General features: G+C 71.2%; 16 protein-coding genes and 1 pseudogene. 5 read left to right on the top strand and 12 right to left on the bottom strand.

Features of this window, described 5'->3' with window-relative positions:
• Positions 1–79: 79 nt before the first annotated feature.
• Positions 80–755 (bottom strand): annotated as a pseudogene (locus EAO72_RS35250) (HAD family hydrolase).
• A gap of 77 nt (positions 756–832) precedes the next feature.
• Complete coding sequence (locus EAO72_RS35245; protein WP_148021095.1) at positions 833–1,369, bottom strand: cysteine hydrolase family protein; 537 nt, start codon at positions 1,367–1,369, stop codon at positions 833–835.
• A gap of 185 nt (positions 1,370–1,554) precedes the next feature.
• On the opposite strand from EAO72_RS35245, the gene EAO72_RS35240 reads away from it, so the two are divergent.
• Together EAO72_RS35240 and EAO72_RS35235 are read left to right on the top strand one after the other, a co-directional pair.
• Entirely contained in the window at positions 1,555–1,962 is a 408-nt protein-coding gene (locus EAO72_RS35240; RefSeq protein WP_261991731.1) for a hypothetical protein, read from the top strand.
• A gap of 143 nt (positions 1,963–2,105) precedes the next feature.
• The gene (locus tag EAO72_RS35235; RefSeq protein ID WP_148021094.1) at positions 2,106–2,780 is read left to right on the top strand and encodes a DUF6766 family protein; all 675 of its coding nucleotides are present in this window, start codon (positions 2,106–2,108) and stop codon (positions 2,778–2,780) included.
• 121 nt (positions 2,781–2,901) lie between these two features.
• Here the strand turns inward: EAO72_RS35235 and EAO72_RS35230 are convergent, their stop codons facing one another.
• The 5 genes from EAO72_RS35230 to EAO72_RS42315 all read right to left on the bottom strand — a co-directional run bounded on the left by EAO72_RS35230 (position 2,902) and on the right by EAO72_RS42315 (position 6,497).
• The gene (locus EAO72_RS35230; protein WP_148021093.1) at positions 2,902–3,591 is read right to left on the bottom strand and encodes a UdgX family uracil-DNA binding protein; all 690 of its coding nucleotides are present in this window, start codon (positions 3,589–3,591) and stop codon (positions 2,902–2,904) included.
• Positions 3,592–3,705: 114 nt separating this feature from the next.
• A complete protein-coding gene (locus EAO72_RS35225; RefSeq protein WP_148021092.1) occupies positions 3,706–3,972 on the bottom strand; it encodes a DUF4235 domain-containing protein in 267 nt (88 codons plus the stop codon).
• A 39-nt stretch (positions 3,973–4,011) separates the two neighbouring features.
• Positions 4,012–5,049: an NAD-dependent epimerase/dehydratase family protein gene (locus EAO72_RS35220; RefSeq protein ID WP_148021091.1), complete on the bottom strand. Its 1,038-nt coding sequence runs from the start codon at positions 5,047–5,049 to the stop codon at positions 4,012–4,014.
• Positions 5,050–5,095: 46 nt separating this feature from the next.
• Positions 5,096–6,280: a zinc-dependent alcohol dehydrogenase gene (locus EAO72_RS35215; protein WP_148021090.1), complete on the bottom strand. Its 1,185-nt coding sequence runs from the start codon at positions 6,278–6,280 to the stop codon at positions 5,096–5,098.
• 52 nt (positions 6,281–6,332) lie between these two features.
• Entirely contained in the window at positions 6,333–6,497 is a 165-nt protein-coding gene (locus tag EAO72_RS42315) for a hypothetical protein (protein ID WP_187285317.1), read from the bottom strand.
• Positions 6,498–6,895: 398 nt separating this feature from the next.
• Here EAO72_RS42315 and EAO72_RS35210 point away from each other — a divergent pair, with 398 nt between their 5' ends.
• A complete protein-coding gene (locus EAO72_RS35210) occupies positions 6,896–7,681 on the top strand; it encodes a SigB/SigF/SigG family RNA polymerase sigma factor (RefSeq protein ID WP_148021089.1) in 786 nt (261 codons plus the stop codon).
• A gap of 111 nt (positions 7,682–7,792) precedes the next feature.
• Here the strand turns inward: EAO72_RS35210 and EAO72_RS35205 are convergent, their stop codons facing one another.
• From EAO72_RS35205 to EAO72_RS35190, 4 genes are all read right to left on the bottom strand, one after another.
• Positions 7,793–8,884, bottom strand: a complete 1,092-nt coding sequence (locus EAO72_RS35205) for a glutamate--cysteine ligase 2 (RefSeq protein WP_148021088.1) — start codon at positions 8,882–8,884, stop codon at positions 7,793–7,795.
• Between the two features lie 14 nt (positions 8,885–8,898).
• Positions 8,899–9,060, bottom strand: a complete 162-nt coding sequence (locus EAO72_RS44205) for a CDGSH iron-sulfur domain-containing protein (RefSeq protein ID WP_410090556.1) — start codon at positions 9,058–9,060, stop codon at positions 8,899–8,901.
• A gap of 73 nt (positions 9,061–9,133) precedes the next feature.
• Positions 9,134–9,814, bottom strand: a complete 681-nt coding sequence (locus EAO72_RS35195; protein WP_148021086.1) for a HemK2/MTQ2 family protein methyltransferase — start codon at positions 9,812–9,814, stop codon at positions 9,134–9,136.
• A 155-nt stretch (positions 9,815–9,969) separates the two neighbouring features.
• Positions 9,970–11,118 carry a PAS domain-containing protein gene (locus tag EAO72_RS35190; protein ID WP_148021085.1) on the bottom strand — a complete coding sequence of 383 codons (1,149 nt, stop codon included), beginning with the start codon at positions 11,116–11,118 and terminating at the stop codon, positions 9,970–9,972.
• Between the two features lie 49 nt (positions 11,119–11,167).
• Here EAO72_RS35190 and EAO72_RS42310 point away from each other — a divergent pair, with 49 nt between their 5' ends.
• Both EAO72_RS42310 and EAO72_RS35180 read left to right on the top strand, forming a co-directional pair.
• Positions 11,168–11,926 carry an ANTAR domain-containing protein gene (locus EAO72_RS42310; RefSeq protein WP_222724135.1) on the top strand — a complete coding sequence of 253 codons (759 nt, stop codon included), beginning with the start codon at positions 11,168–11,170 and terminating at the stop codon, positions 11,924–11,926.
• A 94-nt stretch (positions 11,927–12,020) separates the two neighbouring features.
• Entirely contained in the window at positions 12,021–12,908 is an 888-nt protein-coding gene (locus EAO72_RS35180) for a glucose 1-dehydrogenase (RefSeq protein ID WP_148021083.1), read from the top strand.
• 105 nt (positions 12,909–13,013) lie between these two features.
• On the opposite strand, the gene EAO72_RS35175 is transcribed toward EAO72_RS35180, so the two are convergent.
• Complete coding sequence (locus EAO72_RS35175; protein WP_148021082.1) at positions 13,014–13,979, bottom strand: iron-containing redox enzyme family protein; 966 nt, start codon at positions 13,977–13,979, stop codon at positions 13,014–13,016.
• Positions 13,980–14,266: the final 287 nt, after the last annotated feature.

Raw genomic sequence — 14,266 nt, 5'->3', positions numbered from 1 at the left:
CTGCGGCGGACGAACTTACCGGCTGACTCGCGACGGGACGTGACCGGGCCGCTTCGCGGGCAGGCGGGTCCGCCCGCGCTCAGCCGGCCGCTCCGATGCGGGCGAAGACGCCTGTGTCCAGGTGCGCCAGCAGATCGGCCGGGTCCCGGTACACCTCGGCGGCCCCGGCGCCCACCAGGTCCTCGCGGGGAATGCCGCCCGAAAGGAGCGCCACCGCGGTGACCGACGCGCCGGTCGCGGCCTTCATGTCCCAGACGGAGTCGCCCACGTACACCGTCTCGTCGCTGGTTCCTCCGGCCCAGCTCCATCGCGTGGCGGATCGGCGCCGGAGCGGGTTTGCCCTCGCTCACATCGCCGGAGCCGGCCGTGTCGCGGATGGCGTCGTCGGCATCGAGGGCCTTGCGCAGTGCCTGAAGCTCCGGACCGCTCGCCGAGCTGGCCAGGACCACCGCCCACCCCCGTGCCGCCAGGGTGCGCAGAAGATCGGCCGCACTGTTCAGCGCGGGAAGGCGGTCGAAGCAGGTCGCGTAGAGAGCGGAATGGGCGCTGCTGATGGCCGCGTCCTGATCGCGGTCCCGGTCGGCTCCGAGGAGATGCTCGATCAGGTCGTCCGAGCCGAGACCGATCGCCCGGTGCACGGCGCTCATGGGCACGGAGTGTCCCGCCTGGCGGAAAGCCTCCCACCAGGCGCCGACGTGGAGGTAATTGGTGTCCACGAGTGTTCCGTCCACATCGAACAGGGCCGCGCGGGTCATATCGGTTCCTTCCGGTCGGACACCGGGAGAACGGGGCTGCCGCTCCGGGCCCCGGTGCTGCCACGGGGAATGCCGGGTCAGAAGGCGACCGACTCGGCAGGGCGGACATCGGCGCCCATGTTGCGCTCCATCATCCGCAGCCCGGCACGGGCGAGATCCTCGTGGATGTGAGCGACGCCGTCCTCCGGAATCGTAAGGTCCAGATGCCGGATGTGCGCGTCCAGCGCCGAGTAGAGAACGCACTGCTCCGTCACCTGACCGCAGAGCACCAGGTGGCCGACGCCCAGTTGACGGAGCAGATACGGAAGAGGCGTCTCGTAGAAGATCGAGTGCCTGGCCTTCACCACGAACAGCGAGTTCTCGTCCGGCAGAACGGGCTCGACCAGATCCGGCCGGGCGCCGGCCATGGCCATCTCCACGATTTCGCCGTGGTGCGACCGCCACTCCCCGAAGTTGTCGTTGGCGTAGATCACCGAGATGTCCCGTGCGCGGGCCGCCTCCAGCAGCCGGGCGATCACGGGGACCGTGCGCTCCACGTCGGGAAGGAGCTGTCCAGCGTCCTCGTGCCGGTAGTCGTTGATCATGTCGATGACGATCAGGGCCGTACGTCCCATGCATTCGATGGTGCCATCCGGCCACCCGGCCTGCGAGCGCTCAGGCGCGGGCCGGGTCCACGGAAGGGCGGGGCGCCCACGGCGGCCGGCGGACGCAGTCCGCTCCGGCCTGGCGTGTCGCAAGTCGAGGCAGATACCCGAAGGGACAATGCCTCATCGCTACCGACTACGTACGAGGACTTACCGTGACGGACTCCCGCCTTCGGCGTTCGCGGACGCTGCTCTTCCTGCTTCCGGTCCTGGTTCTGCTCGGCTGCGACAACCGGTCGCCGGCCGCCCGGAGCGCGGCGACCGCCTTCGAGCGGGCGTGGAAGGCCCATGACGCGGAGGCGGTGTGCGCGGCGCTGGCGCCGGGTACGCGCTCCGAGCTGGAGTCCGACGAAAGGGCCGCGTGCCCGGAGGCCCTGGACGGGGTCTCGCTTCCCGTCGGCGGAAAGGCCCGGACGGTGGACGTCCACGGCCGTCAGGCACGCGTGGTCCTCGCAGCGGACACCTTGTTCCTCTCTCTGTTCCCCGGTGGATGGAAGGTGGTGGCCGCAGGGTGCTCGCCCCGGCCGGACAAGCCCTACTCGTGCGAGCTCAAGGGGGCCTGACAGCGTGAGAACCCTCTTTTTCCTGTGCCTGGCCGGTGTTCTCCTCGGTCTCGCGTACTTCCTGACCGTGGGACTGATGAACCGGTGAGGCCGCCGGCCGAGGATTCATCACTTCGACCGACCGGACACTGGAGGAGGTTTCCTTGCGCACCTTCATTCGGGACAACTCGCTGACACTCGCCTTCGGCGCGGCGTTCCTTCTCGCGCTGACCGGTCAGGCGATCGTGGGACACATCGAGTTCAATGAGCAGCTCGCCGTGGACGATCTCTACCCCGTCTCCTTCGGCGCCTATGTGACGTCCTCCGACTTCGCGGTGGACGTCACGGAGAACTGGCAGTCGGAGTACCTGCAGTTCTTCCTCTACGTCTTCGGCACGGTCTGGCTCCTCCAGCGCGGCTCGCCCGAGTCCAAGAGCATGCATCAGGCCGGACCCGAGTCCGACGAGGACCAGCGCATCGGGGCCCACGCCCGCGGCGACTCACCGCGGTGGGCCGCGGCCGACGGCTGGCGGCGGCTGCTGTTCTCCCGTTCCCTCGGTATCACGATGGGCGCCCTGTTCGTGCTGTCCTGGTTCGCCCAGTCCGTGGCCGGTGTCGCCTCGTACAACGAACAGCAGCTCCGCCAGTTGGAAGCGCCCGTGAGCTGGGCCGGCTACCTGGTGTCCGCCGACTTCTGGAGCCGCACCCTGCAGAACTGGCAGTCGGAGTTCCTGGCCGTCGCCTCCATGGTCATTCTCTCCGTCTACCTGCGTCAGCGCGGCTCACCGGAGTCCAAACCGGTCGGCGCGTCGCACCGGGCCACCGGCGTGGAGGGGTGAACCGGCGCCGCGCGAGACACGCGCGGTGCGCTTCCACCAGGGCGCGCGCCCTGGTTCGACGGCTGCGGTCCCGCCCGGCGGCCGCTGCCCCCACGCGCGGTGTGAGCGCGGCGGGACCCGGTCAGGTGAGGAAGCGTGCGGCCACGCCGAGGTCGGCCACGAGGCCCCGGTAGGCCTCCTTGCGGTCCGTCGCCCTGAGTACCGCCGAGGGGTGAACGGTCGCGACGAGGCCGCACGCGTCGTCACCGCCCCGGCTCCGCGCGGTGGCCGGCAAGGTGCCCGCGGGCAGGTACAGCAGCGCTCCGCGGCTCTCCGTGACCTTGAACGAGTTTCCCATCAGCGACTTGCCCGCCGTCCCTCCGAGGGCCAGCACGAGTTCGGGCTCGACCCGTCGCAGCTCCGCGTCGAGCCAGGGACGGCAGGCCGACATCTCGCGCAGGCTCGGAGCCTTGTGGATGCGGCGCTTGCCGCCCTCCTTGACCGGAGCGAACTTGAAATGCTTCACCGCGTTCGTGAAGTAGACCTCTTCTTCGTCGATTCCGGCCTCGGCCAGCGCCTTGCGGAGCAGCCGTCCAGCCGGGCCGACGAAGGGTTCGCCCTCCCGGTCCTCCTGGTTACCCGGCTGTTCACCGACGACGACGGTCCGTGCGTGTTCGGGGCCGGCCCCGAACACCGTCTGCGTCGCGTCCCGGAAGAGGGGGCAGCCCCGGCACCCTTCCGCTGCCCGGCGCAGCGTGGCCAAGCCGCCCCGGGCAGGGACGAAGTCCGCCGCCCCGTCCGGCGTCGTCTCCTCACCGCGTGAAGTCCCCATGCCGCTCCTCCTTCCGGTTCCCTGCTTCCGGCGCCGGCCGCCCGGGGGCATGGATGCAGTCCGCGACGTCCTTCCCGTTGCGGGGATGGCCTCGCCGGGCCGCGTCCCAGCGGATCAGCCGGGCCATGCGCCGGTCATCCTGTTGACGAGCGTGGCGCCGGCCCTGTCGGTGGCCGCCTTCACCGCGGCGAAGATGGCGCCCTGGAGCGCCGCCGCCACGAGGATCTCTCGCCAGCGCCGTTGCTGGTCCGTGGCGTCCGGGGCGTCCTCCTCGCCCTGGATCCGTTTCCAGACGGTCTTGAAGATTCCGCCGGCCACCGCACCGCTCAGCGAGCCGAGCAGCAGTCCCACGGGCTTGTAGGCGACTTTCGATGCGTTCACCGCGCGCTCCTTTCGGGGGAGGGAACATACGGGGACTCGTCAGCCCCACTGCTTCCCGGCCATCGGGGCCGTGTCCTCGCCCTCTCCGTGGACGGCACCGCGCAGCACGGTGCTCAGGGCGTCGGAGGCGGAACGGGCCGGGCGCCAGCGCAGTTCCTCGTGGGCCCGGGCGCAGCTCATGAGAGGGATTCTCAGCACGGCGTCGAAGAGGTTCGGCGGCGCCGGCGAGGTCCGCGTCCACCAGGCGGTGGCCAGTGCGCCCCGGGCAACCGCCGCCGGCACGGGGACGACGCGGGTATCCAGCAGTTCGCCGAGCAGGTGGGCGTCGACCACGGGGTCGGCGGCCAGGTTGAAGGCGCCGCGCACGTCGGTGAGCACCGCTAGCCTGAAGGCCTCGGCGGCGTCGTCGGTGTGCAGCATCTGGAAGCGCAGGCCCTGCGGGTACGGCAGGAAGGGCAGCAGGTCCGGCCGGATCAGGGCGCCGGGCAGATGGCGTCCCGCGAAGATGCGGCGCTGCTCGCTGGCCGAGGTCTCCTTGGACAGGAAGGTGGGCCTCATGCGGACGACGCGAATGTGGGGGTGGCGCAGTTCGAAGGTGTCGAGGACCCGCTCCAGATACGCCTTCTCCCTGCTGTACGCCGCGTCGGGCCACCCGTCGGTGGCCCACTGCTCGTCGACTCCGGGCTCGCGCTGCGGACCCGGCGAGTAGGCGGCGAGAGACGAGGCGTGGACCAGCACCGGAACGCCGGCCCCGCGCACGGCCTCGAACAGCCGCATCGAGCCCTCCACATTGCTGCGCCAGGTGACGAGCGGCCGACGCGTCGGATGGAAGCGCCAGGCCAGGTGGACCACGGCGTCGGCGCCGGCCAGGTGCGCTTGGAGCTGCGCGGAACGGTCCTGCCGCGAGAGGTCCGCGGTCGCCCACTCCACGCCGGGGACGACGAGGTCGGGGACGCGTCTGGCCAGGCCGAGCACCGATCCCACCGCGGGGTCCCGCGACAGGGCCCGGATCACACTCGTGCCCACGTTTCCCGTCGCGCCCGTCACCACGACGCGCAGGCCCTGAGATGCGTTCATCGTCGCTCCTCGTGTTCGTCCGGGGGCGGTGTGACCGGCCCCTGCCTCACGGCCTGAGCAGCGTCTTCACCATGCCGTCGGCCTTCTTCTGGAAGGTGTCGTACGCCTTCGGCCCCTCGTCGAGCGGAAGGTGGTGGGTGGCGAAGCCGTCCACACCGAGCGGGTCCTCGTCGGTGAGCAGCGGCAGGATGTCGGGCACCCAGCGCCTGACGTTGGCCTGCCCCATGCGCAGCTGGATCTGCTTGTCGAACAGGGTGAGCAACGGCAGCGGGTCCGCGGCACCTCCGTACACGCCGGAGATGGAGAGGGTGCCGCCTCGGCGCACCACGTCGATCGCGGTCAGGAGTGCCGTGAGCCGGTCGACGCCGGCGCGCTCCATCAGAGCCCGCGCGGCCGTGTCGGGCAGCAGTCCGGTGGCCCATTGGGCCGCCTTGCCGACGGGTGAGCCGTGGGCCTCCATGCCCACGGCGTCGATGACCGCGTCGGTGCCACGGCCGCCGGTGAGGTCCCGGACCGCTTGCGCCACGTCCTTTCCGTACGTCGCCAGATCCACGGTCTGGATGCCCCGCGCGGCCGACCGCGCCAGCCGTTCGGGGACCAGGTCCACGCCGATGACCAGACCTGCGCCGCGGTGCCGGGCGATCCGCGCGGCCATGTCGCCGATCGGGCCCAGTCCCAGCACGGTGACGCTGCCGCCCGGTGGGACGGCGGCGTATTCGACGGCCTGCCAGGCGGTCGGCAGGACGTCCGAGAGATAGACGAAGCGGTCGTCGTCCGGGCCGTCCGGAACCTTGATTGGCAGGGTGTTGCCGAACGGCACCCGCATGAACTCGGCCTGCCCGCCCGGTACCTGGCCGTAGAGCTTGGTGTACCCGAACAGGGCTGCGCCGCTGCCGTACTCCGTCACTTGCGTGGTCTCGCACTGCGAATGGAGCCCCCGGTCGCACATGAAGCAGTCGCCGCAGGAGACGTTGAACGGCACCACCACCCTGTCCCCGGGCGCCAGCGCCGTGACCGCGGAACCTGTCTCCTCGACCACCCCCATCGGCTCGTGGCCGAGGATGTCCCCGGCGTCGAGGAAGGGGCCCAGCACTTCGTACAGATGCAGATCGGACCCGCAGATGCCGGTCGAGGTGACCCGGATGAGCACGTCCGTCGGATCCTTGATCTTCGGGTCGGGCACGGTCGTCACGCGGACGTCCCGCCGTCCCTGCCATGTCAATGCACGCATGCGCCCTCTCCTCACTTCCGGTTGCGGTCCCGGTGCGTCTTCGGCGCTCCCGTCAGTGACCGCTCCTGCGCCGAGCCGCTCGCGCCTCGGCCTCCGCCTGTCGTCGCCGCCCCAGTTCCTTGAGCCGCTCGTCGCCCAGGGCCGCGCCGTCCGCCCGCTCCTTGGCTGCCTTCGCTCTCATCGCCAGTGCCCGGACGAGCTCCGCGTGCCTTGCCATCGCTCCTCGCTCCTCCCCGGCGTGCGCCGTGTCCTGGTTGGTCCCCCCTCGACCCGTTCGCCCGACGGGTTCCCACGAGCCCCGTCTTCAACCGGCCGATCGGCGGCCGCACTCCTCCGTGTTTCGCACGGACCTGGTGGGTACCCGTTCGTCACGCTCCTCGCGTACGCGGCAGCGCAGGCACTGGTGGTTGGGAAGACAGCCCCGGTGCCGCCCGCCGCACGGCCGGTCGGAGGGCACTTCTCGTCGCGTGTGGGTCTGAACCGAACGGGTAGAATGGGTGTGTGCTTCAGACAGGAGGCACACCCGTGGAGCTGCGCTCCGGGTGCGCCCTGTCCGGACCGACTCGCTCCCCGGGTGAAGTGGCACACTGCATCGCCGAGGGAGTGACGCAACCAATGGCTGACGCCCACACACGAGTACGGGAACCCGTCGACTGCCCCGACGCCGCCTTTCGCCGGCTGCGGACCCTGCCCGACGGCCCCGGCAAGGACGATCTGCGTCAGGCGATCGTCTGCGCCTGGCTGCCGATGGCGCACCGACTGGCCGGCAAGTACCGCAACCGCGGAGAGTCCTTGGAGGATCTGCGCCAAGTAGCGGCGATGGGCCTGGTGAAGGCAGTCGACCGCTACGACCCGTCGCGCGGCAAGGCGTTCGAGACGTACGCCATCCCCACGGTGACGGGCGAGCTGAAGCGGCACTTCCGGGACCACACATGGGGGATTCACGTTCCCCGGCGGGTGCAGGACCTGCGCAACCGGGTGCGCCTCGCACGGCGCGACCTCACCCAGCGGCTGGAGGGGCGCGTCCCGACCGACGCGGAGATAGCGGCCGAGACCGGCCTGAGCCCGGAAGAGGTCCGCACGGGCCTGGAGGCCATGGACAGCTACCGGACGTTCTCGCTGGACGCGGAGGTCCCCGGAGGGAACCGCGGCTATGCGCTCGTCGATACCCTGGGCTGCCGCGACGCCGCCCTTGACGCCGCCGTCGACCGCGAGGCCGTGAAGCCGGCGCTGCGACGCCTGCCGGAGCGCGAACGCACCATCCTGTACCTGCGGTTCTTCCGTGACATGACGCAGGAGAGGATCGCCGAGACGCTCGGCATCTCGCAGATGCACGTGTCACGGCTGATCAGTCAGTGCTGCGCCGAGGTACGACGGCAGGCCCTACAGGGCGTGGGCTGACGGGCCGAACGCAGGAGGCGCGGGGCCGACGGAGAACGGAGGCTCTTGGGGACGGCTTCCCTGCCGGGCCATCCCCGTCCTCCTATCCCCTGCCCGGCCGTCCCCGTCCTCCTATCCCCGGCTCCTCGCCACGCATTCGGCGACGGTCGCGCGCAGGCTGCCGGTCTCCGCCAGCAGCCTGCGCTGGACCCGGGCCCCCGGACCGCGCGACGTCACCGCTCTCAAGGCGCTCTCCGCCGACGCGAAGTCACCGCTGTCCTCCAGTGCGCTCCGGACGTGTGCCAGGAGAACGTTCAGCACGTCCTCGGCCGGCGCGGGCCTCATGGTCAGGGGATGCAGCAGGCTGCCCTCCAGTCCGGACCGGGCCGCTTGCCAGGCCGCCATCCGCAGAAGACTCACCGGCTGCCCGTCCGGCGGCTCGCCGGTTCGCCAGCCGCGGGCCGCCATCTCCACCAACCCGCGTACCAGAGTGGCCAGCAACACGGTGTCGGCCGGGTCGAGGCACACGTCCGCCACCCTGACCTCCACGGTGGGGTAGCGATGCGAGAGCCGTGCATCGAAGTAGATCATGCCCTTGTCGCGCAGGACGCCGGTGTCGATGAGCGCCTCCACCTGCCGGTGGTAGCTCTCCGCAGAGCCGAACACCTCCACGGGGCCCGCCGAGGGCCAGCGGTTCCACACCCTGCTGCGATAGCTGTTGTACGAGGTGTCCCGTCCCTGCCAGTAGGGGGAGTTCGAGGTGAGCGCCACCAGGACCGGGAGCCAGGGGCGGATGCGATCCAGTACGCCGACCCCCTCCTCGTCGGAGGCGACCGAGACATGGACGTGGCAGCCGCAGGTCAGTTGCTCGTGTGCGGTGAGTCCGAAGCGCCGGGCCAGCCAGCGATAGCGTTCGCCCTCCCCGATGGACGGATTCACCGGCAGGGGCGAGGTCGCCAGCGCCACCACGGACGCCCCGAAGTCCGCGGCGCTCGCGGCCGCCTCGGCGCGCCAGCGCAGGATCTCCTCCGCCAGCTCGGTCATGTCCGCGCGTGGTTCGGTGGCGAACTCCAGCTGCTGGTGGTGGAGCTCTGGCTCGAAGACGGACTCTCCCCCGGTTCGGCGCTCCGCCAGGGCCAGGACCGCTGTCGAGAGCGCCTGTGGTTCACCGCTGCGCGCGTCGACAAGCAGCAGTTCCTCTTCGACGCCGACGGTCCTCGCCATCGTTCCCCTCCTGTCTACGTCGGGCCGGCGCCTTGCTCGGGTCCGTGCGGCGTCGCCCCGCGGGCCCGGCTGTGACGCCGGTGGCTGGTGTCGCACCAGGGTTGCGTCCGGCTTCTCCGGCACACGCAGATCGCCGTCACGAAGCGTTCGGAGAGCACGGTGGTTCCGTCGGGCATCGTCACCTCGACCGGCCCCTCCACCAGCAGGGGGCCGGCTTCATCCAGACGGACGCGCACGGGTGCGCGGGGCTCACGTTCGCTGGGCACGGACCACCACCAGTTCCTCGGAGACGTCGTACGGATCGACGAGGGCGCGCTCGCTCAGCCAGGCGCGGCGCGAAAGGAGCACCGGGCCGAGCGGAACCCGCGTCCTCGCGGCCACCGCGGCGTCCAGCCCCGCCCGCTCCAGACGGCTGACGGTGAGGTCCGGATCGCAGAGCCCGGAGTGCACCATCAGAAGGACTCCGCGGGGCTTGAGCGCTGCCGGCGCGTTGTCACAGACGCGGTCCAGGACCGCGCGACCGTCGAGGCCGGCGTCCCAGGCCCTGCGCGCTCCGCGGTCCGGCACCCCGGCTTCGGGCGCCGGCACGTAGGGCGGGTTGCACAGGACCAGGTCCCAGGCGCGCTCCTCCATCGCGGCGGCCAGGTCGCAGCGGCGCACTCTGACCCGGCGACGGTTCAGCAGCGCGTTCAGACGGGCCGTGGCCACGGACCGTCTGGACACGTCCACGGCTGTCACTCTCGCGCCCGACCGGGCTGCCGTCACCGCCAGCACCCCGCTCCCGGTGCATACGTCGAGGACCTGCGCGCCGGGCCTGACGTTCTCCCGCTCCAGGGCGCGCAACAACATACGGGTGTCGGACTGCGGGGCGTACACGCCCGGGGGAACCACCAGGACGGCACCGTCCCGCTCCGCTGTCTCCGCCGTCATTCCGGCCCCTTTCGCGTCCCTCACCGAGGCGTGCCCGTCGGGTCATCCGCTGCAACGGCCCTTCCGGCTCGACGGTCCGCAAGCCGGTCGGCAGACTCCTCAAGAATCCCGTATGGAGAAGGACCCCGCATCACGACCTGTGACCGGCCCGGCCCTCATGCCGGCCCGGCGTTCCGCTCTGCCACGATGGCCATGTGCCCCGCGATCCTCTCCACACACCTGGCCTCGGCCAGGGAGAACGACGGCCGCACCCCCGTGCGCAGAAGGGTGACGGCGCCTCGCACGGGTGGCTCGCCCACCGCCGAGGTGAGCGCCACGCTCAGCAGGGATCCGACATCGGCGCGTCCCATCAGCGACGCTCCCCCGCTGTCGGGACCCAGGCGCCCCCGGTCCTCCGTCAAACCGTCCAGAACGGCTGAAGCGGCGCCCACGGCCTCGAGGACGACCGGGCAGGCCGTCGGATCCTGCTCGGCGATCTCCTTCCCCACCGCCGGGTCGCTCTCCTCGGGACCGCTGACGACCAGCCGGGTCAGCACCCCGTCGTGCAGGAGATCCAGGATCGCCCAGTCCGCGAGTTCTTCCCGGAGCGCGCTCGTCGCGGCGCGGAGCGCGGTGACCGGCCCCTGGGCCGCGGCTCCGAGCAAGGCGGCGCTGGTGCGGTCCAGCAGGTCGATGAGGGCGGCTTCCCGYGCCGCGACGGAGGCGCTCGCAGCGGTCGCCGGGGCCGGCCGGTCGGCCGGGGACCAGGCGTGGTCCGACGTCGGCCACAGAACCACCAGGACGGCTGGTTCGCTCTCGCCGGGCAGATGCGCCTCGCTGAGAGTCACGCGCACCCGGCTGCCCGTGCGCTGCGCGAGCTGCGCCGCGAGGCTGCGGCTGCCTTCTCCTCTGGCGACGGCCGCGGTCTGGCTGCGCAGAGCGGGCCTGTCGCCGGGGCGGAGGAACCCGCTCACCGGCCGGCCGGCCGCGTACCCGGCGGGCAGACCGGTCAGAGCCGCGGCGGCCGCGTTGACACGGCGGACCACCGTCTCACCGTCGACGAGCGCCACGGGCACGGGCAGGTTTTCGAAGATAGCCTTGAAAAGGCGTTGCTCGGCCCGGGCGCCGGAGGGAGGGCGACCTCCGGACGAAGTGAACTGTTCGTACGCGGGAAGCATGAAGTCCACGGCGTGTTCCAGTTCCACGAGCGCCGCGTCGAGCAGAACGACGGGGTCGGAGTCCTGGTTGGCCTGGGCTGCTCTCAGCTCTTCCACCCGGGCCGCGAAGTCATCGAACTCACGACCGAACGCGTGCGACTGGCTCATGAGCCGAACGTATCGGATAGGACGGACCGACGGAGGGAAGGCGTTCCGCGTGAAGCATGCCTCGGAAGTGTCCGCATCGGCCGGCCTGAGCGCCGAGTCCGCGTCCGCCGTCCGGCGGCTCGCCCAACTGAGCATCCAAGCCCGGGACTGCACACCGGCGTGTTGCGCGAGCACGGTGACACTGCGTCTCACCGACGGCATGAACCGTACCGTCAGCACGCACCCCGATATCGACGCGCTGGCGAGCTTCGAGGAGGAGACCGGCGAGGGCCCCGACGTCGACGCGTCGGCTTCTTCCGCCTCCGTCTGGTCCCGCGATCTCGTGACCGACACGCGGTGGTCGCGCTTTCGGTACTACGCGCTCGGCATGGGCCTGCGCACGTTCCGCGCTCTCGCGGTGCACGGGGACGGCATGACCGTGGTGATCGGCCTCGCCGGCTACCGGGCGGGTGCGCTGCCCGCCTCGGTCGAACCGCCCGTCCGGGCACTCGCCGAGGAGTGCCTGGACGGACTCGTGCGTGATCACGGCTTCGCCTCCGTGACGGCGGAGGTCGACCAGTTGAAGGGCGCCCTCGCGACCAGGGCTCTGGTGGACCGGGCCACCGGCATGGTGATGCGCGCCCTGGACTGCGACGCGGACGAGGCGTTCGAGATCCTGCGGAGCATTTCGCAGGGGACGAACCGGAAGCTGAACCAGATCGCCCAGGAGCTCGTGGACACCGACAGCCAGGTCCTGGCGCGGCGACTGCGAGGCATCGGGCGGCGCGCGTCCCGGGCGGCGCGGGGCGGTGCACCCCGTTTCCCCTGAGAGGCCATGGACGTTTGGCTCACGCTCCTGGGGAACCCTCCACACCATCGCACGGCCGACGCGCGAACCGGCCACCGAGCGAAGGAGCCGCACCATGACCGCGAGTGAGCGCCCCCACGACCCCACCGACCGCTACCCGCAGCCGGACTTCCCGCAGCAGGAGCAGGAGCACCCGGGCTGGACCGGGCCCATGGATCCTCCGCCCGATCACGGTGAGGACTCCTACCGGGGCCATGGGCTCCTCACCGGCCGCAAGGCGGTCGTCACCGGAGGCGACTCCGGCATCGGACGGGCGGTCGCCCTCGCCTTCGCGCGGGAGGGTGCCGACGTACTCATCACCTATCTCGACCCGGAGAAGGACGAGGCACAGCAGACCTCGGAGCTGATCGAGAAGGCCGGCCGGAAGGCCGTAGCCGTGGCATGCGACATCCGGGACGAAAAGCAGTGCCGCGCGCTGACAGGGCGCGCGGTGGACGAGTTCGGGCGGATCGACGTCCTCGTCAACAACGCCGCGTACCAGATGTCGCAGCCGGACGGCATCGCGGCCATCTCCACCGAGCAGTTCGACCGCGTGGTGCACACCAATCTTTACGGCATGTTCTGGCTCTGCAAGATGGCCCTGCCGCACATCCCGCCGGGTGGCTCCATCATCAACACCACATCCGTCCAGGCGTACAAACCGAGCCCTCATCTGCTCGACTACGCCATGACCAAGGGGGCGATCGTGACCTTCACTCAGGGCCTGGCGCAGATGCTCGCCCCCGAGGGCATCCGGGCCAACGCCGTGGCGCCCGGTCCCGTGTGGACTCCGCTGATCCCGGCGACCATGCCCGACACCAAGGAGTTCGGGAAGCAGAGCCCGCTGGGCCGACCGGCACAGCCCGCCGAAATGGCGCCTGCCTATGTGTTCCTGGCCTCCGAGAACGCCGGGTACATCACCGGCGAGATCCTCAACGCGACCGGCGGAACTCCCCTGCCGTAGAGCTCCGCGAACCGGACCGAGCCGGACCGATCGGCCGACGCGACGCCTGAAGGGGCCGCGACGCCCGAAGAGAACGCGACGCCTGAAGAGGCGGCCCCGTGCGCGTCAGTCGCGCCAGTCCGCCAGCATCCGGTCGCCGAGGCGGTCCTCCAGGAAGCCGGTCGCCTGGATCCCGAACACCACGTCCGGTTCCAGGTGCGGCTCGTCGTCCAGCAGTCCGCGGACGACCTCGTGGCGCACCACCTGTTCGTGGACCGCGTCCGCCTCGACGTGTTCGGTGTAGAAGAACGCCGCTGCGGGCCCGGCCCCGGCGCGCTTCATCGCCTCGGCCAGACGCCGTGAGGCGGGCGACGAGGTGATCTCCACCGCTGCGAAATGCCCGACCAGTGCGCCACGCAGACGGCGGTGCAGGCCGAACAGCGACATGAGGTTGACCAGGGCCAGCATCTCGGGGTGCCCGTCGTCCAGGTAGTGGCCGTACGCCGTCTCCAGCCCGAGGTCGGCCATGAGATCCGCGAACAGCCGGGCATGCACCTGTTCGGGCCGGCCGGCGCCGAACTCGTCGTACTCGACCGCCGCCATGCCCGCCTTGGCGCGGCCGCTGAGCCGCGGCAGCACCCAGGCGTGCGGGTCCGCTTCCTTCAAGTGGTAGAGGGACCGCTGGACCGCATAGGAACGGAGCGCGCCGAGATCGCCCCGCTCCTGGAGTACGTGCGACAGCCCTGTCCCCCGGACCGGTTCCACCAGCAGGTCCTCCAGCACCTCGGCCAGACCTGCCGTGCCGGGCACATCCGCTCTCAGCGCCGACTCGAAGCGCCGCTCCAGAGCGCCACGCACTTCCAGCAGCGCCGGGTCCCACTCGCTCGCCGGGTCCACCCCTGCGAAGCCGCGGTAGTGGAGTTCATAGCAGATGTACAACGCCAGCTGCAGGTCATCTCCATAGGGGTCGGCGCCGGCTGCCGACCGCACGGCCGGCAGCGTCCCGGTCCCCCGCAGATGGGCGAGGACGCCCGCCGACAGGTCGCCCCGGCCCCGCGGAAGCGGTGGTCCGCCGTCCTGCACGCCGCTCATGTGACCCTCCTCGGAAGTCCGTGGGAAACGCCGCCGCCGTACCGCACGCACAGGGCCTCGTTCCCCGGGGCATTCCCGTACCCGGGAGTGCGCGCCCCAAGCCTCGCCGGTGGCCGCGGTGGACGGACGGTCCGGATACGCGGGCAGGCTGCGGCCCACTCCACGCTACCCAGGGGGCGGATCCGTCGCCCGGCGGGCGGGCGCGCGGCGGGAATCCTGGCGGGCGTACTCAGGTGTGAAGGCGTGCCGAGTTCCGGGCCGCGTTGTTCCGGGCCGCGTTTCGGCCG

Origin of the sequence: Streptomyces sp. OR43 (assembly GCF_008042275.1) — a bacterium.
GTDB lineage: Bacteria > Actinomycetota > Actinomycetes > Streptomycetales > Streptomycetaceae > Streptomyces.
The sequence above is the reverse complement of the archived record's forward strand: the minus strand, read 5'-3'. Positions and strand labels throughout refer to the sequence as shown.

Coding starts and splice junctions, on each gene's coding strand:
- EAO72_RS35220 (WP_148021091.1), bottom strand. CDS start 5,049: ATGAACGCATCTCAGGGCCTGCGCGTCGTGGTGACGGGCGCGACGGGA.
- EAO72_RS35195 (WP_148021086.1), bottom strand. CDS start 9,814: ATGACGGCGGAGACAGCGGAGCGGGACGGTGCCGTCCTGGTGGTTCCC.
- EAO72_RS35180 (WP_148021083.1), top strand. CDS start 12,021: ATGACCGCGAGTGAGCGCCCCCACGACCCCACCGACCGCTACCCGCAG.
- EAO72_RS44205 (WP_410090556.1), bottom strand. CDS start 9,060: ATGCCCGACGGAACCACCGTGCTCTCCGAACGCTTCGTGACGGCGATC.
- EAO72_RS35175 (WP_148021082.1), bottom strand. CDS start 13,979: ATGAGCGGCGTGCAGGACGGCGGACCACCGCTTCCGCGGGGCCGGGGC.
- EAO72_RS35215 (WP_148021090.1), bottom strand. CDS start 6,280: ATGCGTGCATTGACATGGCAGGGACGGCGGGACGTCCGCGTGACGACC.
- EAO72_RS35210 (WP_148021089.1), top strand. CDS start 6,896: ATGGCTGACGCCCACACACGAGTACGGGAACCCGTCGACTGCCCCGAC.
- EAO72_RS35245 (WP_148021095.1), bottom strand. CDS start 1,369: ATGGGACGTACGGCCCTGATCGTCATCGACATGATCAACGACTACCGG.
- EAO72_RS35230 (WP_148021093.1), bottom strand. CDS start 3,591: ATGGGGACTTCACGCGGTGAGGAGACGACGCCGGACGGGGCGGCGGAC.
- EAO72_RS42315 (WP_187285317.1), bottom strand. CDS start 6,497: ATGGCAAGGCACGCGGAGCTCGTCCGGGCACTGGCGATGAGAGCGAAG.
- EAO72_RS35205 (WP_148021088.1), bottom strand. CDS start 8,884: ATGGCGAGGACCGTCGGCGTCGAAGAGGAACTGCTGCTTGTCGACGCG.